Source organism: Litchfieldia stipae, from assembly GCF_014837155.1.
Lineage (GTDB): Bacteria > Bacillota > Bacilli > Bacillales > Bacillaceae_L > Litchfieldia.
Genome location: NZ_JACYHA010000013.1, coordinates 41,588 through 68,282 on the forward strand (window position 1 = coordinate 41,588; position 26,695 = coordinate 68,282).

Annotated in this window: 29 protein-coding genes; 1 reads left to right on the plus strand and 28 read right to left on the minus strand. The window is 36.1% G+C overall.

The genetic code is table 11. The annotated features are described in order from the left end of the window. Window positions 1-16: 16 nt before the first annotated feature. The 9 genes from panC to F7888_RS14925 all read right to left on the minus strand — a co-directional run bounded on the left by panC (window position 17) and on the right by F7888_RS14925 (window position 7,665). The gene (gene panC / locus F7888_RS14885; protein WP_191780752.1) at window positions 17-877 is read right to left on the minus strand and encodes a pantoate--beta-alanine ligase; all 861 of its coding nucleotides are present in this window, start codon (window positions 875-877) and stop codon (window positions 17-19) included. Then, window positions 874-1,713: a 3-methyl-2-oxobutanoate hydroxymethyltransferase gene (gene panB, locus F7888_RS14890; RefSeq protein WP_191780754.1), complete on the minus strand. Its 840-nt coding sequence runs from the start codon at window positions 1,711-1,713 to the stop codon at window positions 874-876. Before panB ends, panC begins: the two co-directional genes overlap by 4 nt. Window positions 1,714-2,068: 355 nt before the next feature. Beyond that, window positions 2,069-3,055 carry a biotin--[acetyl-CoA-carboxylase] ligase gene (locus F7888_RS14895; RefSeq protein WP_191780755.1) on the minus strand — a complete coding sequence of 329 codons (987 nt, stop codon included), beginning with the start codon at window positions 3,053-3,055 and terminating at the stop codon, window positions 2,069-2,071. After that, window positions 3,040-4,236, minus strand: a complete 1,197-nt coding sequence (locus tag F7888_RS14900; protein WP_191780758.1) for a CCA tRNA nucleotidyltransferase — start codon at window positions 4,234-4,236, stop codon at window positions 3,040-3,042. The genes F7888_RS14895 and F7888_RS14900 overlap by 16 nt, the downstream gene beginning before the upstream one ends. A 13-nt stretch (window positions 4,237-4,249) precedes the next feature. Further along, the gene (gene bshA / locus F7888_RS14905) at window positions 4,250-5,374 is read right to left on the minus strand and encodes an N-acetyl-alpha-D-glucosaminyl L-malate synthase BshA (protein ID WP_191780760.1); all 1,125 of its coding nucleotides are present in this window, start codon (window positions 5,372-5,374) and stop codon (window positions 4,250-4,252) included. 2 nt (window positions 5,375-5,376) lie between these two features. Then, window positions 5,377-6,084 carry a bacillithiol biosynthesis deacetylase BshB1 gene (gene bshB1 / locus F7888_RS14910; RefSeq protein ID WP_191780762.1) on the minus strand — a complete coding sequence of 236 codons (708 nt, stop codon included), beginning with the start codon at window positions 6,082-6,084 and terminating at the stop codon, window positions 5,377-5,379. Then, complete coding sequence (gene mgsA / locus F7888_RS14915) at window positions 6,068-6,499, minus strand: methylglyoxal synthase (protein ID WP_191780764.1); 432 nt, start codon at window positions 6,497-6,499, stop codon at window positions 6,068-6,070. The genes bshB1 and mgsA overlap by 17 nt, the downstream gene beginning before the upstream one ends. Window positions 6,500-6,526: 27 nt before the next feature. Beyond that, window positions 6,527-7,327, minus strand: coding sequence for a 4-hydroxy-tetrahydrodipicolinate reductase (dapB, locus tag F7888_RS14920; RefSeq protein ID WP_191780766.1), 801 nt, complete (start codon window positions 7,325-7,327; stop codon window positions 6,527-6,529). A gap of 23 nt (window positions 7,328-7,350) precedes the next feature. Beyond that, window positions 7,351-7,665: a nucleotide pyrophosphohydrolase gene (locus F7888_RS14925; protein ID WP_191780912.1), complete on the minus strand. Its 315-nt coding sequence runs from the start codon at window positions 7,663-7,665 to the stop codon at window positions 7,351-7,353. 192 nt (window positions 7,666-7,857) lie between these two features. On the opposite strand from F7888_RS14925, the gene F7888_RS14930 reads away from it, so the two are divergent. Further along, window positions 7,858-8,730: a YitT family protein gene (locus tag F7888_RS14930; protein WP_191780768.1), complete on the plus strand. Its 873-nt coding sequence runs from the start codon at window positions 7,858-7,860 to the stop codon at window positions 8,728-8,730. 42 nt (window positions 8,731-8,772) lie between these two features. Here F7888_RS14930 and F7888_RS14935 read toward each other — a convergent pair whose 3' ends face one another. The 19 genes from F7888_RS14935 to trpE all read right to left on the minus strand — a co-directional run bounded on the left by F7888_RS14935 (window position 8,773) and on the right by trpE (window position 26,480). Then, window positions 8,773-9,453, minus strand: coding sequence for a zinc metallopeptidase (locus F7888_RS14935; RefSeq protein WP_191780770.1), 681 nt, complete (start codon window positions 9,451-9,453; stop codon window positions 8,773-8,775). 67 nt (window positions 9,454-9,520) lie between these two features. After that, window positions 9,521-10,321, minus strand: a complete 801-nt coding sequence (gene ypjB / locus F7888_RS14940; RefSeq protein ID WP_191780772.1) for a sporulation protein YpjB — start codon at window positions 10,319-10,321, stop codon at window positions 9,521-9,523. A 91-nt stretch (window positions 10,322-10,412) separates the two neighbouring features. Continuing rightward, window positions 10,413-11,006 carry a lipoprotein heptaprenylglyceryl N-acetyltransferase LhaT gene (gene lhaT, locus F7888_RS14945; protein ID WP_191780774.1) on the minus strand — a complete coding sequence of 198 codons (594 nt, stop codon included), beginning with the start codon at window positions 11,004-11,006 and terminating at the stop codon, window positions 10,413-10,415. A gap of 100 nt (window positions 11,007-11,106) precedes the next feature. Next, complete coding sequence (locus F7888_RS14950; RefSeq protein ID WP_191780776.1) at window positions 11,107-11,874, minus strand: menaquinol-cytochrome c reductase cytochrome b/c subunit; 768 nt, start codon at window positions 11,872-11,874, stop codon at window positions 11,107-11,109. 66 nt (window positions 11,875-11,940) lie between these two features. Further along, window positions 11,941-12,615: a menaquinol-cytochrome c reductase cytochrome b subunit gene (qcrB, locus tag F7888_RS14955; protein WP_090852862.1), complete on the minus strand. Its 675-nt coding sequence runs from the start codon at window positions 12,613-12,615 to the stop codon at window positions 11,941-11,943. A 3-nt stretch (window positions 12,616-12,618) separates the two neighbouring features. After that, on the minus strand, window positions 12,619-13,125 hold the full coding sequence (locus F7888_RS14960; protein WP_191780778.1) for a QcrA and Rieske domain-containing protein: 507 nt from the start codon (window positions 13,123-13,125) through the stop codon (window positions 12,619-12,621). 218 nt (window positions 13,126-13,343) lie between these two features. Beyond that, a complete protein-coding gene (locus F7888_RS14965; protein ID WP_191780781.1) occupies window positions 13,344-13,802 on the minus strand; it encodes a YpiF family protein in 459 nt (152 codons plus the stop codon). A gap of 146 nt (window positions 13,803-13,948) precedes the next feature. After that, a complete protein-coding gene (locus tag F7888_RS14970; RefSeq protein ID WP_191780782.1) occupies window positions 13,949-14,503 on the minus strand; it encodes a ReoY family proteolytic degradation factor in 555 nt (184 codons plus the stop codon). A 101-nt stretch (window positions 14,504-14,604) separates the two neighbouring features. Beyond that, on the minus strand, window positions 14,605-15,858 hold the full coding sequence (locus F7888_RS14975; protein WP_191780784.1) for a tetratricopeptide repeat protein: 1,254 nt from the start codon (window positions 15,856-15,858) through the stop codon (window positions 14,605-14,607). 16 nt (window positions 15,859-15,874) lie between these two features. Further along, window positions 15,875-16,786 (minus strand): hypothetical protein, encoded by a 912-nt coding sequence (locus tag F7888_RS14980; protein WP_191780786.1) that lies wholly within the window; start codon window positions 16,784-16,786, stop codon window positions 15,875-15,877. A gap of 168 nt (window positions 16,787-16,954) precedes the next feature. Further along, window positions 16,955-18,256: a 3-phosphoshikimate 1-carboxyvinyltransferase gene (gene aroA, locus F7888_RS14985; protein ID WP_191780788.1), complete on the minus strand. Its 1,302-nt coding sequence runs from the start codon at window positions 18,254-18,256 to the stop codon at window positions 16,955-16,957. Between the two features lie 15 nt (window positions 18,257-18,271). Beyond that, window positions 18,272-19,375: a prephenate dehydrogenase gene (locus F7888_RS14990; RefSeq protein ID WP_191780790.1), complete on the minus strand. Its 1,104-nt coding sequence runs from the start codon at window positions 19,373-19,375 to the stop codon at window positions 18,272-18,274. Window positions 19,376-19,450: 75 nt separating this feature from the next. Continuing rightward, window positions 19,451-20,545, minus strand: a complete 1,095-nt coding sequence (hisC, locus tag F7888_RS14995; protein ID WP_191780792.1) for a histidinol-phosphate transaminase — start codon at window positions 20,543-20,545, stop codon at window positions 19,451-19,453. Window positions 20,546-20,553: 8 nt separating this feature from the next. After that, a complete protein-coding gene (trpA, locus tag F7888_RS15000; RefSeq protein WP_191780794.1) occupies window positions 20,554-21,372 on the minus strand; it encodes a tryptophan synthase subunit alpha in 819 nt (272 codons plus the stop codon). Between the two features lies 1 nt (window position 21,373). Next, on the minus strand, window positions 21,374-22,564 hold the full coding sequence (trpB, locus tag F7888_RS15005; protein ID WP_191780796.1) for a tryptophan synthase subunit beta: 1,191 nt from the start codon (window positions 22,562-22,564) through the stop codon (window positions 21,374-21,376). Next, window positions 22,542-23,213: a phosphoribosylanthranilate isomerase gene (locus F7888_RS15010; protein WP_225228821.1), complete on the minus strand. Its 672-nt coding sequence runs from the start codon at window positions 23,211-23,213 to the stop codon at window positions 22,542-22,544. The genes trpB and F7888_RS15010 overlap by 23 nt, the downstream gene beginning before the upstream one ends. Continuing rightward, window positions 23,182-23,955, minus strand: a complete 774-nt coding sequence (gene trpC, locus F7888_RS15015) for an indole-3-glycerol phosphate synthase TrpC (RefSeq protein WP_191780798.1) — start codon at window positions 23,953-23,955, stop codon at window positions 23,182-23,184. The genes F7888_RS15010 and trpC overlap by 32 nt, the downstream gene beginning before the upstream one ends. Continuing rightward, window positions 23,945-24,967 (minus strand): anthranilate phosphoribosyltransferase, encoded by a 1,023-nt coding sequence (gene trpD, locus F7888_RS15020; RefSeq protein WP_191780801.1) that lies wholly within the window; start codon window positions 24,965-24,967, stop codon window positions 23,945-23,947. The genes trpC and trpD overlap by 11 nt, the downstream gene beginning before the upstream one ends. Further along, window positions 24,945-26,480, minus strand: coding sequence for an anthranilate synthase component I (gene trpE, locus F7888_RS15025; RefSeq protein ID WP_191780803.1), 1,536 nt, complete (start codon window positions 26,478-26,480; stop codon window positions 24,945-24,947). Before trpE ends, trpD begins: the two co-directional genes overlap by 23 nt. Window positions 26,481-26,695: the final 215 nt, after the last annotated feature.

Genomic DNA, 26,695 nt, shown 5'->3' on the forward strand with positions numbered 1-26,695 from the left:
TAAAGAGCTTATAAATTTAATTATTGATATGTTTAATATCAAATGTAATATTATCAATTAGTCGAGCTTTTGTAAACTTAACAGCGACTGCAATGATGGTTTTTCCAGAAAGTACTTGTATTGGTTCTAACTCTGGATAGTTTAGGATTTCAACATAATCGATTTCCCCTGATGTATGCTTGGAAATATGTTCCGACACTGCCAATTGTAATGTACGAACATCATATTCACCTTGTTCAACTAACGATTTCGCCCGCTTTAATGCCTCATATAATTGTGGCGCTTCATTTCGCTCTTGATCTGATAAATATACATTTCTAGAGCTCTTTGCTAGTCCATCTTCCTCACGCACAATGTCAACTGGTACGAGAGTAATTGGAAAATTAAAATCCTCTATAATGCTTTCGATAATTGCCACTTGCTGTGCATCCTTCATTCCAAAATAAGCTCTATTAGGTTGTGTGATATTAAATAATTTAATAAGGACTGTTGCAACTCCATCAAAATGACCTTCTCGTTTTTGACCACAAAGTACATTCACTTTGTTTAAGACCTTAACATGAAAAGAAAAAGTATCCTTATACATTTCTTCTACTTGAGGGTAAAAAATGATATCAACACCATTATTTTTAGCTAATCGTTCATCTCTTTCAAAGTCTCGTGGATAGGAGTCAAAGTCCTCATTTGGTCCAAATTGAAGAGGATTAACGAACACACTCATAATGACAAGATCATTTTCTTTTCTTGCATGATGGACTAAAGACATATGACCTTCATGTAAATAACCCATTGTTGGTACAAAACCAATTGATTTTTTCTCCTCACGATACTTTAGTACTTCTTTTTGAAGTTCTTTTGCAGATGTGATGATTTTCATTTATTTTTTCCTCCATAAAGGGAAGTTAGCTGTTCTTCTTTCATCGTGAATGTATATTCTTCACTTGGAAAGCTTAAGCTCTTCACTTCAGATACATATTGCTTTAAGCCCCCGACAATTTCCTCATCAACCGAAGCAAACTGTTTCACGAATTTAGGAACTCTTCCAACACCATATGAGATGACATCATGATATACTAGCACCTGACCATCTGTTTGATTACCAGCACCAATACCGATCGTAGGTATAGTCAATTCATTAGTAACAACTTCTGCTAATTGTCTCGGTACACATTCAAGAACAAGAGCAATGGCTCCAGCAGCTTCGCATTTTTGAGCATCCTCTATTAATTTACGAGCGCTTTCAGCATCCTTCCCTTGTACCTTATAACCTCCGAGTACACCAACAGCTTGAGGGGTTAATCCAAGGTGTGCCACAACTGGTATTCCAGCCTCCGTTAATTGTTTAATCACTTGTATGACATCATTAGCACCTTCGACTTTTACAGCATGTGCACCTGCTTCTTGAATAATTCTAGCGGCATTTTTCAACGTATCTACCATGGAGATGTGGTATGACATAAAAGGCATATCAGTAACGATAAATGTATTTTTCGCTCCTCTCTTAACAGCCTTAGTATGGTGTACCATATCATCAACTGTTACAGGAATGGTTGAATCATAGCCTAGAACAACCATCCCAAGAGAGTCCCCAACTAAAATCATATCAACATCAGCTTCTTCTGCATGTTTTGCTGATGGATAATCATAAGCCGTTAACATTACAATCGGGTCCTTCGTTTCTTTCATTTTGCTAAAATCTGTTGATTGCTTCATAATTACTCCTCCTTTTTAAGAGGAAATGAACAACCGATGCTATTTATCAAGCATAAAAAGAGACAATCCTAAAGCACATGTATTCTTATACTTATCCCTTTGTTTTTACTAGGAACAGTAATAAGAAGTACAAAATATACTTTTGGACAGTCTCTCGGATATGAATGTAAATTCGGTTATAATTCATCCCTCTGTCCTAGTCCCTATGTTTGGATCAAGGCAGAAATCACATATTTGAACATAAAAAAACTTCATCCATTGGTGTAGTTCCTATGGATACCACCCAATTCATTTGAATTATATCAATAGTTGGTTCTTTTTTCTAGCAAAATCACTTACTTTAAATTAGATTGCTCTAATTAGGAAGTAACTCAATATCTGCGGAATAAATCAAATGAACCTCACCATCATCTGACTGTAGCCTCAATACACCCTCATCAGTAATCCCTAGTGCACGACCTTTTATTGATCCCTGCAGTGTTCTAGCTACGATTTGTTGACCAATAGTAACAGCGTAGCTTTCCCATAATAGTTTAATCACGTTAAACCCATTATCTAAATATGTATAATACAGCTTTTCAATATGGAATAACATTTGTTGTAGAAGCAGTGCTCGGTCGATCTTCTCTCCATTGATAATCGCCAAAGAAGTAGCAATCTCTTTAAGAGAATCAGGAAACTGATCGATAGACTGATTAACATTAACACCAATTCCAATAATGACCGAATTAATTCGATCTGATTCTGCTTGTAATTCAGTTAATATCCCAACTACTTTCTTTCCAGAAACCAAAATATCATTAGGCCATTTAATATCTGGTTCAATTCCTGTTACTTCTTGAATTGCTCGTACAACTCCTACTGCTGCCAATAGAGTTAATTGAGGAGCATTCATTGGTGGAATATTAGGCCGTAGAATAAGGCTCATCCAGATTCCAGTATACTTAGGCGAGTGCCATTTGCGATCCAGTCTGCCTCGTCCTTCAGTTTGCTCCTCGGTTACGACAATTGTACCTTCTGGAGCATTCTCATAGGCGTATCTATGTGCAAGCTTTTGTGTCGAAGGTAACGTATCCTCGAAATAGATTTTAGATCCTAAACTTTTCGTTTGCAATCCTAATTGAATTTCATTTGCTGATATTTTATCAGGCTTACTTATAATTTGATAGCCTAGCTTTCGAACTGCATTTACTTCATAGCCTTCTGACCGTAAATCTTCTATATGCTTCCATACAGCTGTTCTTGAACAACCTAATTTTTCGCTAATTTTTTGACCTGAAATATATTCAGACTCTGAATGAGAGAATAGCTCTAATAATTTCTTTCTTATTTCAGTTTGCAACGAAAAAACCACTCCTTTATGCTGGCCCTATCATTTTGTAGTTCATTTGTTACGATTTTCTTTTCAATTTCTGTTAGGTACATGGATACCCATGGTCCTGGTTTTTCTTTTGCCCAATTCAACAAATCATTCCCGTTTACAACCAGCTCTGCTCTAGTTTTTATTGGCAAGAAATTATACTGAACTTGGATTTTATCAAGATTTATCAGCACATCCTCACTTGTCAAAATCGACCTAACTCGCTCTACCTGAAGTGCATCGTTTAATCCTAGCTCATACAAGACCTCAATTGTCCATCCATCCTTCAACACGGCATTAAGTCCTCTAACATTTTTTATTATTTCATTCATCTGTTTGTTAGGAAGCTTCCACATTTTCAAAAAACTTTTTAGAGATTCAATCGTTAATAAAAATGAGAATAATACCCATGCTTCAGTCTTTGTCGTAATTGAATCCCAACGATACTTTGCCATTTTACTTAAAGAATCGCCTGCTCCTTCAAGGTTTGGTAAGTATTTATAAAGGTCGGTATCTAATAATAGTAAGAGCCCCTTCGCAGCATGTGAGCCTGTGATCATTTTTTCAAACTCTTTTGTTATCCGCTCTATCGAGATTTCTTTTAATAGATATCCATTTTTCATCATGGCATCTTTAGTAGATTGACCTAAAGAAAATCCCAATTGGGAAACAAAGCGAATACCACGCATCATCCTTAATGCATCTTCTGTAAATCGTTCCTGTGGGTCTCCAACTGTTTCAATCAAATTTTCATTGATAGCTTCTTGTCCATGATATGGATCGATTAATGTTCCTTTTGTATCCATTGCAATTGCATTCATTGTAAAATCTCGCCGCTTTAAATCCTCAGAAAGCGACTTAATAAAAGATACACTTTTGGGTCTTCGATAATCCTCATAGCCTTCTTCTGTTCGAAATGTAGTCACTTCATATGGAGTCCGCTCAATTAATACAATAACAGTTCCATGCTCAATTCCAACATCTAAGGTTCGAGGAAATAACTCCATCACTTCTCCAGGAAGTGCAGATGTTGCAATATCGACATCACCAATTGGCCTTTTTAAGAGAAGATCACGAACAGCCCCGCCAACAAAATAAGCTTCATGACCGTTCTTGTGAAGTGTATTTAAGATATGTAATGGTTTGATGAATGGCTCAAACATTGTAGAACCCCTTCTAGTTTAGTAATGAATAATAAAGTTCTTCATACCTTCTGACAATCTGTTCAGAATGAAATCTTTCAACCACTATTTCCTTAGCTTGCACCGACATTGCTTGATGCAAGCGTTCATTTGTTAAAAGCTCTATTCCCTTCCGCGCAATGTCATCAATATCGCCAAGTTCACAAAGATATCCATTTTCCCCATCTGAAATCACCTCTGGAATTCCCCCTACCTTTGTACCAATAGATGGTACTCCACAAGCCATCGCTTCTAGTAATACTAGACCAAAGCTTTCTTTTTCAGATAATAGCAATTTCAAATCACTGATTGAATATAATTCTTCAACACTTTCTTGCTTCCCTAAAAACAGGACACGATCTGAAATACCAAGTGATTTAACAAGCTTACAAACGACCGTTAATTCAGGTCCATCTCCAACAAGCAATAATTTAGCATTTACACTCTTTTGAATTTCATAGAAAGTATGTATAACATCTGGTACACGCTTGACTTTGCGGAAATTGGATACATGAATAATTACTTTCTCAGATGGATCTATTCCATATTGTTCCTTCAAATGTGCAACATCTTTTCGACAATACACTCTTTCATCGATAAAATTATAAACTGTTTCTATTTTCTTGGACGTTTCTATCACTTCTGCCGTTTGTTTAGCGAGCGATTCTGATACAGCTGTGACAATATCAGAAGACTCTATTCCAAAGCGTATCAAGTCTGTTAATGAAGGGTCATACCCTAACACTGTAATGTCTGTTCCATGAAGGGTTGTGACAATCTTCAAGTCATCACCGACCATTTGCTTCGCTAAAATCGCACAAATTGCATGCGGGATTGCATAATGAACATGGAGGATATCTAACTTTTCTCGTTTTGCCACTTCAGCCATTTTACTTGCTAATGCTAGATCATAAGGAGGATATTTAAATACTGAATATTGATTAACCTCAACTTCATGATAATAAATATTAGAATAGATTTTATTTAAACGAAAAGGCATACTAGATGAAATAAAATGTATTTCATGACCTTTCTCAGCTAATAACTTACCCAATTCAGTTGCTATGACTCCTGATCCTCCAACTGATGGATAACAGGTTATTCCTATCTTTAATTTCATATTCATTCCCCTAATAAATCGTGTGCGAGAAGGAGCGGTTGCTTTGTTAGGAATCCTTCAGCAAATTCAACCCCATTACCTTGGCCGAATAATCGTTCTCTACTAACTACTGTATCAATATAATTATTCACTAACGGTGTCTCTACACTATCATTTTTCTTTACAAACTGACTTTTATATGCATTTAAGCTTTCAATTTTATCATTGATTGTATCAGAAATATCTATTACAAAATCTGGCGTTTGAAATCCATTAATCATATAATAATATACTGCTTTAACATAATGTGGCTCTTGATGATCTAAGTCTTTAAATTTTCTGATTTTAGCTGAAAACACTGCTTCTTCCACAAGGCGAGCACAATTTCCATGATCAGGATGTCGGTCTTGATGATAAGGGACAAAGATGATTTTCGGCTTCAATTTCCTAATAACTGTAACAACTAATTGTAGATATTCAGGTCTTACTTCAATCCCTCTATCAGGTATTTCAAGGATTTTCCGTACTGATACCCCTAATATAGATGCCGCAATGTCTGCCTCATGTTTCCTAAGCTCAACGGTTCCGTTTGAAGATAATTCTGCGTTTGTTAAATCACAAATCCCCACAGTTTTCCCCATTTTGACATACTTTGAAATTGTTCCAGCCATTCCAATTTCAACATCATCTGGATGTGCACCAAATGCTAAAATATCAAGATTCTTTCCCATTTTCTACTCCTTGAATACGATCATGAATGATTTCTCTCCAAGAAAAGTCGCCACGCTCAAGTCCACGTATCAATATTTCTGCTGTCCCCATATTAGTTGCAAGAGGAATAGAGTAAACATCACATAAGCGAATTAAAGCAGAAACATCTGGTTCATGAGGTTGAGCTGTTAATGGGTCTCTAAAAAAGATAACCATATCCATTTCATTTTTTGCAATTCTCGCACCAATTTCTTGATCTCCACCTAGTGGTCCTGATTGAAAACGATTGATTGTTAAGCCGGTTGCTTCTGCGATTTTTTTGCCAGTAGTACCTGTTGCATATAATTCATGTTGCTCAAGAATTGCTTTGTAAGCAAGCGCAAATTGAATAATATACGGTTTTTTATTATCGTGTGCGATTAACGAAATTTTCATTAAATAATTCCCCCATGTGTTTATTTACTATTCAATAATGTTCTCAAGTCCATAAACAAGGACATCAATTTTCATAACTGTTTCTATAGAAAGCTTGACTCCTGACATAAATGATTCTCGGTTGAAGGAATCATGACGAATAGTTAGCATTTGACCCTCACCACCAAATAAAACTTCTTGATGAGCAACTAGGCCTGGTAAACGGACACTATGAATATGAATCCCGTCATATGTTGCACCTCTAGCACCAGCAATTGTTTCTTTCTCATCCGGATGCCCTTGTTTCTTAGATTCTCTTACCGTTGAAATTAATTCTGCTGTTTTTAGTCCAGTTCCTGATGGTGCATCTAATTTCTTATCATGATGTAATTCAATGATCTCAACATCTCCGAAATATTTAGCTGCCATTTGGGAAAATTTCATCATCAAGATCGCACCAACAGCAAAATTAGGAGCAATAATTGCACCAAGTTTCTTGTGTTCAGCCATTTCGGTAATTTCTTGTAAATCTTCCTTTGAAAACCCTGTTGTTCCGACAACAGGACGTACCCCATGTTCTAATGCAATTCTTGTATGTACTCTTCCAATTTCAGGAGTTGTTAAATCTACTAGTACGTCAGGTTGTGTTTCATTAAAGCACACTGAGATATCTGTATAAACCTTCACATCTATATTAGGTAAACCCTCTATTTCAGACAGCTTCATTCCATTATTTTTATGATCAACGACTGCAACAAGCTCGAAATGATCAACCTTTTCAATCATCTTAACTGCTTCAAGTCCCATTCGGCCTCTAGCTCCAGCAACAACAATTTTCACTTTTTCCATTTCTACTACAACTCCCACTATGTCTAAGTTTCTTTTCTTGTCCAACGGTCCTTATCTCTAGTATTAAACTTTTTCATAACAATGTCATGTGCTTGTTCTAAATCTATGTTTAACGAATTCGCAAGACAAATTAGTACAAACAGTAAATCTCCTGCTTCTTCTTCTATCGATTTAGCTTCTTCAGAGTCTTTCTTTGGTTTTTCACCGTAATAATGATTTACCTCTCTTGCCAATTCTCCTAGTTCTTCAGTAAGCCTTGCAATCATCGCTAATGGACTAAAATAACCTTCTTTGAATTGACCAATATATATATCAACTTCTTGTTGAAGTTCTTTCATTGTTTTATGTTCTCCCAAGATTTATCACCTCTACTTTATCTACTCCCATGTTAGCTAAAACTGCATGATTTTACAAATTATTAGCAAATTAATTAGGAAGGATTTGCCTACCAATTAAACATACTCTATAATAGGATAGCTATCAAACCATTTTTTAAAATGTCGAAATTTTAATTACTTAGGAGGTATATGATGCCGCTTGGTTTAAGGATTAAGAATATTATATTTATATTGTTAGGCTCTGCTATTTTTGCTTTTGGGCTTGTTCATTTTAATATGCAAAATAATTTAGCTGAAGGTGGATTTACCGGGATTACATTATTATTATTTTTCCGGTTTGGTTGGGATCCTTCTTATACAAACCTGATATTAAATATTCCTTTGTTTTTTATTGGGTGGAAGCTGCTTGGACGCACTGTTTTCCTTTATACCATTTTAGGCACAGTCAGTTTATCCGTGTTTTTATGGCTCTTCCAGCGCTATCAATTTTCAATTCCCCTTGATGATGATTTAGCTTTAGCAGCTTTGTTTGCAGGAGTATTTATAGGCGTGGGATTAGGTATTATCTTCAGATATGGTGGAACGACTGGTGGTGTCGATATTATTGCAAGACTAGCACAGAAGTATATCGGCTGGAGTATGGGCAAAACGATGTTTCTTTTTGATTTATTTGTCATTACACTTTCTCTAATTGTTTATCTCTCTTATCGAGAAGCTATGTATACACTTGTGGCCGTATTCGTTGGTGCAAAGGTGATTGACTTCATGCAGGAGGGTGCATACTCAGCTAAGGGTGCTACGATTATTTCAGATAAAAATGAAGAAATATCCAAACGGATTATTGAAGAGATGGAGCGAGGAGTAACAATTTTAAAGGGACAAGGTTCATATACGAAACAAGAACGCAATGTATTATATTGTGTTGTTGCCCGTAATGAACTTGTGAGATTAAAGCAAGTCATTATTTCGGTTGACCCTCACGCTTTCGTTGCTGTAAGTGATGTACATGATGTATTAGGTGAAGGCTTCACATTAGATGAAAATAAAAATCCTGTTGAGAGATGATAAAGAGGTTGCCAGTGGCAACCTCCTATTATTTATCCATTATTAATCTTCACTACGTGTCATACCTGTATAGATGAGGATAAGTCTTACTAATTCCATTACTGCAACAGCTGCTGCTGCGACATATGTTAGAGCTGCTGCATTTAATACCTTTTTAGTTTCTCTTTCTTCATCATTACGGATAACACCAGCAGATACGATTTGTTCCATTGCCCGATTGGAAGCATTGAATTCAACTGGGAGTGTTACAATTTGAAATAATACAGCTGCTGCCATCGCTATAATACCGAATAGAACCAAATTCGTATATCCAGAAATGAACCCAATAAGAATTAAAATCCAAGAGGTATTAGACCCAAAGTTCGCAACAGGTACTAATGAATGACGCAAGCGAAGAAATGCATATGCCTCTTGATCCTGAATTGCATGACCTACCTCATGTGCTGCGACCGCTGCACCAGCAACAGACTGACCATAATAATTTTCAGTGGATAATCTTACTGTCTTAGAACGTGGATCATAATGATCTGATAAAACACCAGGAGTTTCCTCAACCCCGACATTGTATAATCCGTTTTGATCAAGTATTCTTCTTGCGACCTCCGCACCTGTCATACCTGAAGAGGATCTTACTTGTGTATATTTTCTGTAAGTACTTTTAACCTTCATTTGAGCATAGATTGGTACTAAAATAATGATGGCAAAGTAGATTAAAGTTGTCATTTTTTTGATTTCCTCCATTAGGATGTTTTTATATATTGTAGTGAGGAATAGATTGATTTGTCAATCCTTAAGCTTCATCATCAAATTCTCTTTGCTTAATTTTCCGATGGTTATCACCCTTATATTTTCTCCAACCAACATAAGATAATGTAAGAATGATTGCGCTGCCTGTAGAAATCATAACCCAGATTAATGAAGGATCAGCTTCATCCTCAGACATATTATCAAATATTGTCCGTAAATCTAACTCCATTTGTTCCATCTGTTGAAGTCTAGTTGACCCTTTTAATGATTCATTTCGATAAGAATCCAAAAAACTCACATGTGAATCTAATCTTTGCACAGTTAAAGGAGAAACATCCACTTTTAAACTTGGGTGGATCATGTCATATTTTGAAAGAAATTGGTCAAGTTGATTTTGATATGTCTGCGTATCGCCTTGAACGATCGTTTCTTTCATTTGATTGAAGGTAGTCATAATCGATGACTCCATCTCTGTCCACAATGGCTGGTGTTCAGAACGAATGGCATCAATGACTAATCGAAATTGCGTCACCTTTTTCACACGATCATCTAATGAAAGCGATGTTGAAGTAACTGCCTCAAGAGCCGAATCATGGGTCACTGTTATAACTCTTAATTCGTCCATCGAGTACGAATAGCTTTCATTATTTACTTTTAAGAATTCTTCAGAGAAATAATCTAACATTCCTTTTGCTTCCTCATAACGCTCTTGTTTCACCAATTGTAGTGCTTGATCTGATATTTGATCCAATTTTCCCCAATGGTCATGTCCATTCGCATGAGAAGCAATTGGGAATCCTATTATTATAATTAATAGTACATATACGATTTTTAAACATCTCATACTTGTCCCTCCTCAAACTTCTATTAAGAATGTATGAAGAATCGGACAAGAGTAGACCATTTAAATTACTACCAGATTTTTTTTTCGAACTCTAAGGTAACTGAAGCACAAGACGTTCTTTTCTTACACATAACCAGTATGTAATAAGAATTGATAAAATAGATAGCCAAAATGTAAAATAGCCAATTTGTGGGATGTATTGGTTTAACACTGTATATTGAGGAAGCATAAAGAAAACATAGTCAATCACATCATTATGTAAGGTCCATACTGATGCGACTATTAAATGAATTGGTTTTATTCGATAATATGGTGCATAGATGAGCCCCTGAACCGCCATCCCAAAATGAGAAAATATTAGCATATAACTAGCCCAGCTTAAATATCCCATCTCAAAATAAGTGAGAATATTCATTACCACAGCCCATATTCCATATTTAAACAAAGTAACTATTGCCAAAGCCTCAATCAATGGCCAATTTGTTCGCAACAAAAATGCAAAAAGAACTAAAACAAAAAACAGACTTGCCGTTGGACTATCTGGTACAAATAATAAAAAATGTGAAGGTGTAGATTCTAATTGACTTCCATACCATATATATCCATAAATGGTTCCTGGTATATTAATAAGCAATAATAGCCACAGCATCGGTCGTTGACCAAATAAATATAGCCAATTTTTCATTGGTAAACCAACTTTCTTATACAATATAGTATTAATTCAATGTCAACATTATCACAGTATAGATAGTAAAAAAGCTGACCATTACAGTCAGCTTTTCCTACTATTTAGATGTAACCCCAGAAATAAATTCTGCTAATTTTTCTAGCTCTTCATCAGAGCCTTCAAACATACCAGGTGGCATAGATGCTTGACCATTAATAGCAATATCTTTAATTTGATCTACTTCTAAACCGTTATCAACTAACGCTTTACCAGCAGGTCCACCTTCAAGATTTTCACCATGACAAGATATACAACCTTTTTCTTGGTATAATAGATATCCTTCTGACTCTTTATCAATTTCAGCTTCTGCAACAATTGCACCTTGTTGCTCTTTTAATTCCCAGTTCGTCTGATCAACAGACTCCCATGTTAAATAAAAAGTTGCAGCTACACCTAGAAGCATCATTCCTGTTGCAACAGGTCTTTTAGAAGGACGTCGCTCTGGACCTCTGTCTAAAAACGGAGCAAGCATTAAAGCACCAAATGCTAAGCCAGGGATAACAAGTGCTCCAATAATTGTATAAGGACCTGAAGCATATGAATACTTCAACAATTGATATAAGAATAAGAAATACCAGTCAGGAAGCGGAATATATGCAGTATCTGTAGGGTCTGCAATACGCTCTAACGGAGGCTCATGTGCTACTGTTAAACATAAGAATCCAATTAGAAATACAGCTCCTACCATCCATTCCTTTAATAGAAAGTTTGGCCAAAATGCCTCTGTTTTACCTGGATATTCTGAATAATCCTTTGGAATATTCAGTTTTCTAACTGCTGGTACACGAGAATCACCAACAAATTTCATTCCTTTACCACGATGCATATTCTGTTCCCCCTCCTTTTCTAAGGACTTATAGGTTCTTTCTTTGACTTTAATTAGGACCTATTTTTATAGTGGTCCAGAAATACCTTGTTTTCGAATCATCATAAAATGCGCAGCCATTAAGCCAAATAAAGCTGCTGGTAAGAAAAATACATGAATTGCAAAGAATCTTGTTAATGTTTGAGCCCCAACGATTTCTGGATGTCCAGATAGTAATGTTTTAATATGAGGTCCAAGGATTGGAACAGCTTCAACAATTTGAAGTGTTACCTTAGTTGCAAATAATGCCTTCATATCCCAAGGTAATAAATAACCAGTTAAACCAAGTGCTAGCATAACAAAGAAAATAAGCACACCAACAACCCAGTTTAATTCACGTGGTTTCTTATAAGCACCTTGGAAGAAAACACGCAATGTATGTAAGAACATCATAACAATTACTAAACTAGCTCCCCAGTGATGCATCCCACGTACGATTTGGCCAAATGCAACCTCATTTTGGAGATAATAAACTGATTCCCAAGCATTTTTAATATCTGGTACATAATACATTGTTAAAAACATACCAGAGAGAATTTGAATAACGGTTACAAAAAACGTCAAGCCTCCAAAACAATATACGAAAGCTGAGAAATGATGAGCAGGATTAACATGCTCTGGTACTTCGTGATCAGCAATATCTCGCCACAAAGGCGTAATATCTAAGCGCTCATCAACCCAGTCATAAATCTTATTTAACATTTATTACGCCCCTCCTTGTGGTTTCGCCTGACCTAAATATAAATATCCATCTTTTACTTCAGTAACAAATCTGTCTAATGGATTAATAGGTGGTGTTCCTTTTACATTTGTCCCGTCTTTTTCATAAAGACCGTAATGACAAGGACAGAAGAAACGATTTTCATTTGATGGATCTGTGTTCCAGTCCACTGTACAACCTAAGTGTTTACAAACAGGAGATAAGGCAACAATCTTATCACCATCTTTATAGACCCAGGCTGATCTTGGTTCTTCTGATTCATACCATGCGTCTACTTGATCAATTTTGAAATCAATACGTGTAGGTTCTTCTGTAATATCATCTACACTTGCGACCTGCACCATATCTTGCTCCTGTTTTGGTTTCAAAACTGGATCAATCGCAAAACGAACCATTGGCATTAGCATTCCTGCAGCCATAAACCCCCCAACGCCAGTAAGAGTATAATTTAGGAACTGACGTCTTGATACCCGATGCTTTTTCTCGCTCATATTTTTCCCCCCTCTATCAAAATCTAAGTCCATCCGGACATAAAATTAACACAATTATACTAGGACATTCTCATGATATATCAATATTATGATGAGGTCAATATTATCATTCTCTTATATTTGGGCATATATGCTATTTTTCTGATTAAATACAGTTTAACCAAATTTTCAAGTTTCATTTCTACTATTAATAACTTGCAAATATTATTTTCGAAAAACTATCCACGCCATTTGTCCATGAATATAGTGATTAACCCTTTTATTTGATCTTGTAGGATCGATTGTCTAAGTTGATGATCAAGATGCTCTAACGGTAGAGATGGAAATGAAATTAGAGATCCTTTTAATTCTGATTCGAACGACTTCCATTCTTGAGCAGTAGTTATCAAAAACACATGTCTAAATCCATTTAACGAGGCATCCTGTGACCATGTATTCAGCCTAGTCAATGCGGCTTCAGTTCCTTCAGAGTCTGTGTATGTAAAAGCTGGTGATAACACGACTCTCCCTTTAAATTGTCGTTCGATTTCTTGAGTGATGACCGTTGCGAATTCCCCAGCTTCAACAGTTTGTTTAAGGTGGTTTCCCCATGTAACAGGTATAAGAGGAAGTATTAAAGTGTCTACGTATTCTTTTGATTGTAGATACAGGTCAATATCCTTGGTTGTCCATTTCAAATGTGTTCATCCCTTCTTCATAATCTATCTCTACGATACCATATTACTTATCAAAACAGAATTTTTTACACAATAAAAAACTGACAAACGAATGAATCATTTGTCAGCTAAGAATTTACTTATTTACTTTAATAAAGGCTATGATACTAATGGCAATTTGAACTAGTTAATCTTTTGAGTTGTTCGGTTAGTCTTTGAAACTCACTTGGATCTTGCCTATCAAGTGCTTCATCAATTTCTCTTAATAACTTCTCTTTTTGATACGAGTGGATTGATTCTTCTAGAAATTTTTCTGCCAGCAGCGTATCTTTCTCATTTACTTGCAAATGCTTTGGCATAAATGGATTTTCTTCGAGAACAGCCACATACTGCGGAGTATGAAATGAAGACCTAAAATTCAATTGAATATAAATTTCTTCATCTCTATTTAACCTAATATCATGAAATGATTTTTCAGCATCTGTGGTCATCACATTTTCCTTATAAAATCGAAATGGAACATCATCTACACAATGTGTTGACATAATGATACCTCTTGGACAGTACTGAGCTTGCTCTACAAAATGCACATTTTTCATTAGTTGGTCGTGACTCATTAAATAATTTAAAATCCAGACACATTCTCTTCTCTTTAATTGGTAGTTATTAAGAAACCAGCGAATAAAGTCTTTCTTCTCGTTGACAGATACAGGGGTAGTCATCGCATGCTTCCCTCCTCTGCAAATGTGTTTATAGTTTTTGTAAGCACTTAATTAATTCGACAAAACCAATTCAAACTCCTGCAAATCAATTAAATATCCTGTTACTCCAAGTCTAATATGAGTTCTTCAATTTCATAATTTGTTGGATCCATTGCAAGTAAGGATTTAAAAATGGATTTTGCCTCTTCCCTATGCCCATCCTCTAATAGAAAATAACCGTATTCCTCTAAAAATTCTTTTGACTCTTTAAAAGAAGTATATGCAAGACGGTAATGGTTTAATGCATCTGAATATTCTTCAAGTTTATTTTTTGCATGTGCAAGATCCCATTCAAACTGTGGGTCATATTCTCCATAATTCATAACCTCTTGCAAACATTCAACCACATCTTCGTATCTCTGTTCTTGTATAAAAAATTTAGTAATAGTGATAATTGCTTCAATATAACCTGGATCAATTGCAATAGCCTCTCGTAAGTGCTTTTCAATTGCTACAAGGTCTCCTCTTTTAATCGCTAATTTTCCTGCATAGAAATGTAATTCTTTATTTAGATTATCAATTTTCAAGCCTTCAATAACTGTATCATAGCTTTCATTAAGCATTTCTTCTTTTTCATACGCTCTAGCCAAATGCAAATACAAGGATGAATATTCTGGATCTAATTCCTTTAATCTAGAAAAAATCTCTATAGCTGTTATATGATAGCCTGCCTGTAGAGAAGTAAAGCCATAATTAAATAAAATATTGATGTCTTCACCCTTATTAATGGCCTTTTCAAAATAGGGTAGGGCCTCCTCGAATTCACCAATCGTGCTCATTGCTTCTGCCATTCTAGCATTAATATTAACTCCTGCAACCATCTCATCTTCTTTAAGCACTGCTTCGTAATAAGGAATACTTCTTTTATATTCCGCTTGGCTTGAATATAATTCACCAAGAGCAAAATCAATGATTGACTCCTTAGGTAATTTTCGCTTAGCAGATAATAGCTTTTGTTCACTTACTTCATGTAGTCCTTGCATTTGATATAAATCTGCTTGGAGAATCAAGGCTTCAACATATACAGGATCCTGCTCTGATATCTCTTCAAGATAAGAAATAGCCTCTTCTTCTTCATCAAGATCAATAAGAATTTCAGCCATTAATACTAATAATTCGCCTTCATCTGGATACAGAAATAAAAGCTCCTCTAGGGTTTCTTTCGCTTCATGAACTAAGCCCCACTTCAGATATGATTCGGCTAGTTCATACTTCTCATCAACAGAAAATTGACCTTTTATTTCATTTATATATTGTAGGCCTTTCTCCGTGTCGCCATTTTCTACTAATTGAATAGCATCCGCTAATTTACTCATCTTTGGTTAACTCCTTTTATCTACTGGATACAAAATGACCAGGCAGTATAACCTTACACTCACTGCCAAAACCAGGATAGAAGAAGACTTCAGCTCCAACCTTCAAAAACTTCCCTTTATGCATTGTTAGAGTAGGTGTGTGAAGATTATAATCAAACATTGGCTTTCCTTCTACCGAATAACTCATCTCTTCCATCTGATATAAATTGTAATCCAGCATTCCTCTAATTCGGATATCACCCTTTGCTGGATAGATACCCATTTTCTTTAATAAATCCATTGATAATGGTACATGTTCTTCAGGGCAAGAATTCACTGTTGGAATTCCGTGGTTACTCATTAATTCCTCCCACAGGTGGATATGTTTGTTTCCATTGAATATTGACTTTTCTCTTTGTTGCCATCTAGGAATTAACGGAAAGAAATAAGGGTGAAAAGCTTCTTTTATCCATCCCCATGGGACGGTCAGTAATTCTTGTTCATTGTTTATATCTACAATGACAACTGGGATTTTCATTTTTTTACAAGCCCTTATAAAAGAAGGGGTCAGTGCTTTCAATGAAATTTTAACTCCAATATAAAAGTCAATTGGACTATTTAATAAATAATGCCTAGTTTTTTCTATTTTGTTTTTTAATTCCCGTTCATGTGATACATCGCAAATAACAATAACTGTTGTGCAACCTTTTTGTAGGTAGTGAGTCTTCATGGTTTCTTTGAATTCATGAAAAGGTAGGTTGTTTGCAAATGAAAAATTCATCATAACATGCCCAGGCGTTAATAAATAGTTTGAAAGATTCATTCTCATAAAATTAAAGCGTGTGATGCTATTACTAATATAGTCAATATTTGTGTCTTTTACAACAATTGAGCATTGCTCCACTTTGTTCTCTTTAAGTACATTAGCCTCTTCAATTAGATATGTCAAAATGCCTCCTCCATTCACTATACATTTGATGTGACCTAAATTTTCATCTTAAGACAAGCTATGCTTGTACTAACAGAAGTATGTTGAAAATTTAGGTGCCTCTTAAGTGAATGAAGATTAACAGAAAAAAGAAGATCCTAAGCTATAGCCACTTAGGATCCTTCATTATTATTTATTAACACTTATCTGTTCAAGGTGATTGAAAAAGTTAGGGTAAGAAACTGCAATGGATTCAGGGTTCTCTAATTGGATTTCTCCTTCAGTAATGAGGGAAGCAATGGCAAGCATCATTCCAATTCGATGGTCACCATAACTACTAACTTGGTTGCCATTTAGAGCATCTGTTGAACCTGTAATAATCATCCCATCATCGGTTGACTGAATATCAACACCAAGTTTTGTAAGTTCATTGACAACTGTATCAATTCTGTTCGTCTCTTTTACCTTTAACTCACTTGCATCCTTAATCACCGTTTCACCACTAGCTTGAGAAGCAAGTAATGCAATAATAGGAATTTCATCAATTAATCGTGGAATTAAGTCTCCACTGATTTCAATTCCAGAGAGTGCTGATGTTGAAATGATTAAATCAGCAACTGGCTCAAAATTCACAACTCGTTCATTTTCGATTGAGAGATTTGCTCCCATACGAGTTAACACATCAATGATACCTGTTCTAGTCGGGTTCATACCTACGTTTTTAAGTGTAATTGTGCTGTTTGGAGTAATAGCACCTGCTACAAGAAAAAATGCTGCAGACGAAATATCACCAGGCACAGTGATTTCTGTTCCAGTTAATGCTTGTCCACCTTTGATTGATACTTTTAACCCTTCTTCTTCAACCTCACAGCCAAATGCTCTTAGCATCCTTTCAGTATGATCTCTTGATTTTGCAGGCTCGGTAACAGAAGTTACTCCAGTAGCATTTAATCCCGCTAGTAACACCGCAGACTTCACCTGCGCACTTGCAACTGGTGAGACATAATCAATCGCAGTTAGTTTCTTGCCACGTACGGCTAAAGGCGTATAACCACCCTCACTTCTACCATCAATACTTGCACCCATCATTCTTAATGGAGCCGTCACTCGATTCATCGGTCGCTTTGCAATGGATTCATCACCAATTAAACATGAATGAAATGTATTACCTGATAAGATACCTAAGATAAGTCTAGTCGTCGTACCTGAATTTCCCACATCAAGAATGTCAGATGGCTCAGTTAGTCCTAGAAATCCCTTACCCTCAACCTCCACCACATCATCAGTAAGATTAATTGATACTCCCATCTTCCTAAAGCAATCAATCGTACTTAAACAATCCTCACCAGTCAAAAAGTTACGTATGGTACTCTTCCCCTTAGCAATTGCACCAAACATAACTCCGCGATGTGAAATAGATTTATCACCAGGAATGACAATTGAACCTGACAATCCATTTACTTTTTGAGGGAGTATTTTCGTTGATTTCATTTCTACACCTCCAGTTTATCCATAAAACGTTTCGTAATTTGTATTTGACTCAATACATAACTTCGCACTTTCACGGTCCTCTTCCGATTGAAAGCTTAATCGCAAGACTCCATATATTTCTTCACGTGTTTCTATAATTCTAATATTAGTAATACTGATGTTTGACTCTGCTAAATAACCAGTAATCTCAGAAATAATCCCTGGATAGTCAGGAACATCTACAAATAAATCATAAAATGATGGGATTGCCCCTTTTGTCCTCGTTGGTAAGTCATCACGAAAATCCTTAGCTGAAGCAAAATATTGATATATTTGATCACTACTATCAGTTGCTATAAAGTGACGTACCGTTTCCATTTCCTTCATCCAACTATCAAACATTTCAAGCAAAGATTCTTTATTATGTAAAAGTATATCTCGCCACATTATTGGATTACTTGATGCAATCCTAGTGATATCACGAAAGCCTCCCGCTGCTAAACGACTGACTAAATGATGATTCTCACTATAGTTTCTTGCCTGATGAACTAGTCCCACAGCAATAATATGTGGAAAATGACTAATAACACCAGCAACCTCATCATGCTCTTTAGGTGTGAGTATGATAAAGTTTGCTTTTGTTCCATTTAATAAGTACTTTAATTGTGCAATTTCTTTTTGTGCTTGATCATCATGTGGTGTTAATATATAAAAAGCATTTTCAAATAAATGAGCTTTTGCTGCAACTACTCCACTTTTATGTGAGCCAGCCATTGGATGACCTCCAATAAAGGTAATCCCTCTCCGCCTTAATCCTTCTGCTTTCTCAACAATTTTCACTTTTGTACTACCCACATCTGAAATGATAACATTCTTTTTAAATTCAAGCTCTTCCATATCTTTAAGTAGCATTTCTGTCTGTTTAACTGGTACTGCTATAAAAATAAAATCGCTAATCGGAATAATTTTATGTAAATCATCTACGATTTCATCAATGACATGCAAAGTCTTCGCAAGTCTTCGTTGCTCTTCATTGATGTCATAACCAAATATCTGACAATTTGGATGTTCTTTTTTTATACCAAGAGCTATTGAACCACCTATTAAGCCAAGGCCTATGATTAGAACATTTCCTTTCACATCATCACCCCCCTTGATGAAAAAAGCGAGAGAAGACTAAATCATCTTCGATCTCGCCACTTTAAAATTTAAGACTTACTTCCCTGTTGTTTGTAGCATTTCAGTTAAATGACCAATGATTTCTGCATTCTGTTCTTCTGTACCAACAGTGATTCTAACACTCGTTGGGAAACCAAGTGCATTTCCTGATCGAACAATAAATCCTCGCTCAAGTAAATATTGAAATACTTGATCGCCTTGCTGCTTGAAATCAATCAAAATAAAGTTACCTTGAGATTTATAGTAGGAGAGGTGATGCTCTTCACAAAATGTATAAAATTGATCTAGTCCTTTTTTATTTTTAGAAACACATTCTTTGATAAACTCTTGGTCACTAATGGCAGCTTTAGCAGCTGCTTGTGCAACTCGAGTAGTATTAAATGGTTCACGTGCTGGTTCAATCTGCTGAATCAACTTACTTGAACCAATTCCATATCCAATACGTAAAGAAGCAAGTCCATATGCCTTTGAAAAAGTCCTCAATATCACAACATTTTCATATTCAGATAATAATCCAATCGTTTCTGGATAATCTGAGGCAACAACATATTCATAATACGCTTCATCAAGAACCACAAGTACATGTTTAGGAACTTTACTTACGAATGAAAATAACTTTTCCTTTTCTATATATGTACCTGTCGGATTGTTTGGATTACAAATCCATACAATTTGTGTTTGTTCATCAATTGCAGCTAACATCTCTCCTAAATTGTGCTCACCATCCACTAGCTCAACTTCACGTACTTCTGCTCCTTCAATAACAGCATTATGTTTGTATTGAGGAAATGAAGGAGTTGGCATCACAGTATTTTTCCCCGGTCCTAATAGTGCTCTACAGATGATTTGTATGACTTCATCTGAACCGTTTCCGAAAATAAGCTGTGTTTCATCCACATTTAGATGTTCGGCTACAGCTTTTCTTAAATCGGTTGAATAACCATCTGGATACAATGCAAGTGAATTCAACTCTTCCAATATTGCTTGTTTTGCTTTCTCCGAACATCCAAATGGATTCTCATTAGAAGCTAATTTGGTGATTTTCTCTAAGCCAAATACACGCTTTACAGTTTCAATTGGTTTACCTGGTTGATATGGTTTTAGATCTAATAGTTGTGCTTTGATTTCCATTCCTACAATTACACCTCACAAGGTTTAATTGGCGCAATGATGGTCTCTACAAATTCCTGAAAGTCAGAAAGTGCCTTACCTTGAGTTGAAGGACAAAGAAGTGCTTCGTTTAATTCTTCAATTTTTCTAACGATTGCACTACCAATAACAATGCCTTCACAATGGTCCTTTAATAAGCGAATATGGTCCGAATTAGATATACCAAACCCAACAGCTATTGGAATCTTGCTGAACTGTTTCACTTCATTTAAAAATTCAAGAACATCTTCATTTAATGTATCTCTTACACCAGTCACACCAAGTGATGAAACACAATAAAGGAAACCGTCAGCGTTCTTAGCAATTTTCTCAATCCGTTTTGACGAGGTTGGTGCAACTAACGATATATATTTCAGACCCTGCTGTTTACATTGTTCTCTGATGTGTTCACTTTCTTCATAAGGTAAATCGGGAATAAGTAGACCATCCACGCCATTTTTATGCGCTAAAGTAAAAAAGCGATCTTCTCCTAATTGTAGCACAGGATTGTAATAGGTAAATACTACAACTGGAATTTTTAATCCTTTTTCTCTCATTATCCCCACTAACCCCATCGCACCTTCAAGAGTGATATTATTTTTTAACGCTCTTAATGATGCACTTTGGATAATCGGTCCATCTGCAAGTGGATCTGAATACGGGATTCCTAATTCTAGAACAGATGCCCCTGCTTCTTGTAATGCTAACGCTAGGTCAATCGTTACATCCGGGTGAGGGTCGCCTGCGACAATAAATGGGATGAACAAATGATCAACTTTAGGTAATCTTTCACTATATGTTGTGTTCATATTATTGCCCTCCTTCTATTACTTCCATTAATGAGTGTACGTCTTTATCTCCTCGACCTGATAAGCAGACTAAAATCGTTTCCTCAGGTTTCATAGTAGCTGCTATTTGAAATGTCTTTGCCAACGCATGTGCAGACTCAATTGCAGGAATAATTCCTTCTTCAATCGTTAGGATCTGAAGTGCTTCTAGAGCCTCTTCATCTGTTACACTTTCATATTTCACTCTTCCTATATCATTAAGATATGAATGCTCTGGACCAACTCCAGGATAATCTAGACCCGCTGAAATAGAATAAGGCTCAGTGATTTGTCCATGTTCATCCTGTAATAGGTACGTAAGTGAACCATGGATGATTCCTTTAGTACCTTTTGTGATTGTTGCGGCATGTAGGTCTGTATCAACACCTTTACCAGCTGCTTCCACTCCAATCATTTCTACCTGGTCATCTAGAAATGGATAGAACATCCCAATCGAATTACTTCCTCCCCCAACACATGCAATAATTTTGGTTGGAAGCTTTCCTTCTCTTTCTAAAAATTGAGCTCTTGCTTCATCCCCGATGACTCGTTGAAAATCACGAACCATTTTCGGGTATGGATGTGGTCCAACCACTGATCCAATAATATAGAAGTGGTCTGTACAATTAGACACCCAATAACGAATAGCTTCATTAGTTGCATCTTTTAATGTTTTATTTCCACTAGAAACGGGGATGACCTCAGCACCTAATAATTGCATTCGAAACACATTAAGCTTTTGACGCGCAATATCCTCTTCTCCCATGAATACTTTGCATTCCATGCCAAATCTTGCAGCAACAGTTGCTGAAGCTACGCCATGTTGACCGGCACCTGTTTCAGCAATAATTTTTTTCTTTCCCATTCTCTTTGCAAGAAGTGCCTGCCCGATCGCATTGTTAATTTTGTGAGCTCCTGTATGATTTAGATCTTCTCTTTTTAAATATATTTTTGCTCCACCTAGTTTCCTACTTACATTTTCAGCGTAGGTTAATGCGGTGGGTCTACCTGAGTATTCTCTTAATATATCAAAGTACTCTTTCTTAAAAGCTTCATCCTCTAATGCTTCTTCTAGAGCAGCTTCTATTTCCTCTAAAGGCTGCATAAGTGTCTCAGGTACAAATTTTCCGCCAAATTCTCCAAAACGACCGTTACGATTTGGTACTTGTATCATATCGCTTCACCTTCTCTTCAATTTTTGAAATGATGTCAATGTCCTTTTTATCATTTTGTTCAATACCACTTGATATATCGATTCCATCAATGTTCAAGGTTAGTAATTTATCTAGGTTCTCCTGATTGATACCACCTGCAATTAAGCAGGGTACCCCTTGTTGTTTGGCTTCTGCCACATAAGCAGGTATGTAGCTCCAATCAAATACCTGCCCAGATCCTCCCCACAACCCCTTTGCCTTACTATCAATCACATAGCCGTCAACGATTCCATTGAAGGTTGACATGTTTTTGATCGCTTCTTCAGAATGATGAATAACCTTCCATACCTCTTTGTTAAATGTCTGTTTGACAAGGTCAACAAATTGAGGAGACTCCGTGCCATGACATTGGATAATTGATAGAGGTACTTCTTTCACGACAGAGGCAATCTCCTCAATTGATGCATTCACAAAAACTCCTACTAGCTTTTTTGAATTCGCATTGATTTCAGTTAACCAATTTCTTAATTCACTTGGATCAACTTCTCTTTTACTTTTTGCAAATATAAATCCAAGATATTGAGCGTTGCTATCAGCTGTTATTCTTAAATCCTCTAGAGTCTTATTTCCGCAATATTTAATGTGTAGAGAATTCATAGTCTTCTTCATATATCTGAGCAATTCCTTTTCCTGGTATTTCACACCTCATAAAAGCTTCACCAATTAATACCGCATTAGCTCCATATTGCGCGACTCGCTTCAGATCCTCTGAAGTATGAATCCCACTTTCACTTACCAATAAGCTTTCTTTTGGTATATATTCAACTAATTCCTTTGTTTGAATGAGATTAGTTTCAAATGTTTTCAAATTCCTATTATTTACACCCAGAATCTTTGGTGAAAATATCGCCAAAATTCGTTCTAGAGTTTCTCTGGAATGAACCTCAACAAGACATTCTACTCCTTTTTCATATGCCTCGAGATAAAATTCATGGAGTTCTGATGGGTCAAGAACCTCCCCTATCAATAGAATCGCATCGGCACCTATTCGTACACTTTGTTCTATTTGCTTAGAATCAATGATAAAGTCTTTCCTTAAGATTGGGACATCGACGTGGTCTTTCACTTCTGCTAAATATTGAATGGAGCCTTGGAAAAAGACTTCATCAGTTAAAACTGACATTGCATCAACTTTGGCTTTTTGATAGCTGCATGCAATTTCCAGATGATTGAATTTTTCCCGTATCAGTCCTTTTGATGGTGATGCTTTTTTAATCTCTGCAATTAAAGCAGGCTTCCGATTTGATAGATAGAGAGCTTTGTAAAGTGATCTTCTTTGCACATCTTTAAACTCTGGCATCGTTAATTTCTGTATCTCATGTTTCTTTTGTTCTATGATTTTAGTAAGCATACCCCTCAACCTTCCTTGTACGAAGTTTAGTTAAATGCTGCTCAACTGTTCCGTTTCGTAGAGCTTCCCTTGCTAAAGTGACTCCTTCTGAAATACTTTTCACCTTTCCTGCGACATATAATGCGACTGCAGAGTTAATAATGACAATATTTGTAGCACTTATATTTGACTGTTCTGTAATTATAGCCTCAATTAATGAAGCACTCTCTTCTGAAGTAGAGACTGTTAATTCTTCGATTGTCCCTCTTTGAAGACCTAGTTCCTCTGGTTTAAGAACAAATCGTCGAATCTCTCCATCTATCAATTCAACAACATCTGTTTCCATCGTTATTGTTACTTCATCAAGACCATCTCTACCTGTTACAAACAAGACATGCTTTGAACCGAGGTTTTTCATTGTTTGTGCCAGTTTTTCGGCATGGTCAATCGAAAAAACTCCAATTACCTGTCTTTTGCAGCATGCTGGATTTGAAATGGGTCCTAGTAGGTTAAACACCGTTCTGAACCCAATTTCCTTCCTAGGAACAACAGCATGCTTCATTGCAGAATGATATAGAGGGGCAAATAAAAAGCTCATTCCCGTTTCATTTAATGCCCTAATTGCCTCTTCTCCAGTCGCTTGGATATCGATCCCTAATTTTTCAAGAACATCTGCACTTCCACTTTTAGAAGAGACTGCTCGATTACCATGCTTTGCCACTTTAACACCAAGTGATGAGATAACGATTGCAGCAGCAGTTGATATATTAAAAGTCTGTGCTCCATCACCACCAGTTCCACACGTATCTATTAAATCACCATCAAAATCAAGAGTTGTCATATGTGCTCTCATCGCTTTTGCAAAACCAGTAAGCTCCTCAACTGTTTCACCTCTATATCTTAAAATCGATAATAAGCTTGCTATTTGACTGGAGGTCACATTTCCTTCCATGATTTCATTCATCATTTCAAACGCCTCTTGCTCAGATAGAGTTTCTCCAGAAACACTTTTATTTAAGAGTTGCAGATACATAAGAATCCTCCTGTTCTTCAAAGGTTTTTTGAGCAATTTCAATGGTTTTAATCAAAGCACTTGCTTTATTCCTGGTCTCTTTCCATTCAAGCTCAGGTACAGAATCTGCTACAACTCCAGCACCAGCTTGCACATATGCGACACCATCCTTAAGAACAATCGTTCGTATAGTAATGCAAGAATCAATATTTCCATCAAAGCCGATATATGCAACCGTTCCAGCATATAGATTTCTAGCTGTCGGTTCTAGTTCATTTAATATTTGCATCGCACGTATTTTCGGAGCTCCTGACACTGTACCTGCTGGAAACGCAGCAATTAACGCATCAATTGGATCGACTTTCTCATCTAATACGCCGGTCACTTTTGAGATTAAATGCATCACATGTGAGAATCGACCTAATTCCATTAAAACAGGGGTATTAACACTTCCATATTTCGCAACTCTGCCAATGTCATTTCGTGCAAGATCAACTAGCATATAATGCTCTGCCTGCTCTTTTTTATCATTTTTCAATTCTTCTTCAAGCTGTAAATCTTCTTCCTCAGTTCTACCACGACGCCTTGTTCCAGCAATCGGATGAATTTCCAGATGACTATGATCAATCTTGATTAGTCTTTCAGGTGAACTACCAACAATTTCTAGATCATCAATTTTTATATAAAATAAATAGGGAGATGGATTTACTGTTCTTAGCACTCGATATAGTTGAAAACCTGTTACTTTAATTGGAATTTCGAAGCGTTGCGAGAGTACTGCTTGAAATACATCTCCTGCAGAAATATAATCCTTTATCTTATTTACATCTTCAATGAACTTTTCTTTTTTGTAATTTGATTTAACACCTTCAAATGAAACTTGAAGAGTATCAACATTTTCTAAATATAATTCCTGCTGCCTTGTATGCTGCATGATTTTTGAAATGTACATATCAATCTTTGAATAGGCATGAGCTAAAATCGCACGTTTGCTCTTCTCGTTTTCTTCGCCCGTTAACCTAACATTGTGGATAAAAATGACCTCACGCTGATGATGGTCATATGCAATTATCGTTTCACAGAAGAAAAACTGCTGTCTTTCTACATTGAGATCTATATTTGGGTTCTCCTCAACCTTTTCAAAAGTTGAAATCGAATCATATCCTAAATAACCAACAGCTCCTCCACTAAATGGAATGTCTAAGTCAATTTTCTTGATCGCTAATGATTTTTCTACCCAATTAAAGGCTTCTTTTAATGAAGGCTTTTTCATTAAGTTTTGTTTACTTTCATTTTTAATCGAAAAAACGCCACTAGACTCTTGTATAAACAAGAATGGCTTTAATCCTATGAAAGAATACCTTGACCACGAAGACTCTTCATCCTTGCTCTCTAATAAAAACGAAGCTTCGCTTTCTACATTCTGAAATATTTGGATTGGTGTTAATGTGTCTACAATAAAACGTTTAATAATTGGGATTGTTTTGTACTTACTTGAATCTGATAAAAAAGAGGTGATTTCTTCATTTTTCATTTTTCATTCCTCCACCTTTATAATGGAGAATGAGGATTTAGGAGGGGTATTTTTATAGAAAAAATAAAACCCAAAGACACCTTTGCGTCTTTGGGTAGGAGTTGATTACTTCATATACCTAACTAACCTCAGCTAAACTCACTCATTCTCTGCAAAGCAAATAAAATACGATCGTTAATGATCTTTACGATTATACGTATGATATCCCTTTGCCT

Coding starts and splice junctions, on each gene's coding strand:
- panC (WP_191780752.1), bottom strand. CDS start 877: ATGAAAATCATCACATCTGCAAAAGAACTTCAAAAAGAAGTACTAAAG.
- panB (WP_191780754.1), bottom strand. CDS start 1,713: ATGAAGCAATCAACAGATTTTAGCAAAATGAAAGAAACGAAGGACCCG.
- F7888_RS14900 (WP_191780758.1), bottom strand. CDS start 4,236: ATGTTTGAGCCATTCATCAAACCATTACATATCTTAAATACACTTCAC.
- bshA (WP_191780760.1), bottom strand. CDS start 5,374: ATGAAATTAAAGATAGGAATAACCTGTTATCCATCAGTTGGAGGATCA.
- bshB1 (WP_191780762.1), bottom strand. CDS start 6,084: ATGGGAAAGAATCTTGATATTTTAGCATTTGGTGCACATCCAGATGAT.
- mgsA (WP_191780764.1), bottom strand. CDS start 6,499: ATGAAAATTTCGTTAATCGCACACGATAATAAAAAACCGTATATTATT.
- dapB (WP_191780766.1), bottom strand. CDS start 7,327: ATGGAAAAAGTGAAAATTGTTGTTGCTGGAGCTAGAGGCCGAATGGGA.
- F7888_RS14925 (WP_191780912.1), bottom strand. CDS start 7,665: ATGAAAGAACTTCAACAAGAAGTTGATATATATATTGGTCAATTCAAA.
- F7888_RS14930 (WP_191780768.1), top strand. CDS start 7,858: ATGCCGCTTGGTTTAAGGATTAAGAATATTATATTTATATTGTTAGGC.
- F7888_RS14935 (WP_191780770.1), bottom strand. CDS start 9,453: ATGACAACTTTAATCTACTTTGCCATCATTATTTTAGTACCAATCTAT.
- ypjB (WP_191780772.1), bottom strand. CDS start 10,321: ATGAGATGTTTAAAAATCGTATATGTACTATTAATTATAATAATAGGA.
- lhaT (WP_191780774.1), bottom strand. CDS start 11,006: ATGAAAAATTGGCTATATTTATTTGGTCAACGACCGATGCTGTGGCTA.
- F7888_RS14950 (WP_191780776.1), bottom strand. CDS start 11,874: ATGCATCGTGGTAAAGGAATGAAATTTGTTGGTGATTCTCGTGTACCA.
- qcrB (WP_090852862.1), bottom strand. CDS start 12,615: ATGTTAAATAAGATTTATGACTGGGTTGATGAGCGCTTAGATATTACG.
- F7888_RS14960 (WP_191780778.1), bottom strand. CDS start 13,125: ATGAGCGAGAAAAAGCATCGGGTATCAAGACGTCAGTTCCTAAATTAT.
- F7888_RS14970 (WP_191780782.1), bottom strand. CDS start 14,503: ATGACTACCCCTGTATCTGTCAACGAGAAGAAAGACTTTATTCGCTGG.
- F7888_RS14975 (WP_191780784.1), bottom strand. CDS start 15,858: ATGAGTAAATTAGCGGATGCTATTCAATTAGTAGAAAATGGCGACACG.
- aroA (WP_191780788.1), bottom strand. CDS start 18,256: ATGAAATCAACGAAAATACTCCCTCAAAAAGTAAATGGATTGTCAGGT.
- hisC (WP_191780792.1), bottom strand. CDS start 20,545: ATGGAAATCAAAGCACAACTATTAGATCTAAAACCATATCAACCAGGT.
- trpA (WP_191780794.1), bottom strand. CDS start 21,372: ATGAACACAACATATAGTGAAAGATTACCTAAAGTTGATCATTTGTTC.
- trpB (WP_191780796.1), bottom strand. CDS start 22,564: ATGATACAAGTACCAAATCGTAACGGTCGTTTTGGAGAATTTGGCGGA.
- F7888_RS15010 (WP_225228821.1), bottom strand. CDS start 23,213: ATGAAGAAGACTATGAATTCTCTACACATTAAATATTGCGGAAATAAG.
- trpC (WP_191780798.1), bottom strand. CDS start 23,955: ATGCTTACTAAAATCATAGAACAAAAGAAACATGAGATACAGAAATTA.
- trpD (WP_191780801.1), bottom strand. CDS start 24,967: ATGTATCTGCAACTCTTAAATAAAAGTGTTTCTGGAGAAACTCTATCT.
- trpE (WP_191780803.1), bottom strand. CDS start 26,480: ATGAAAAATGAAGAAATCACCTCTTTTTTATCAGATTCAAGTAAGTAC.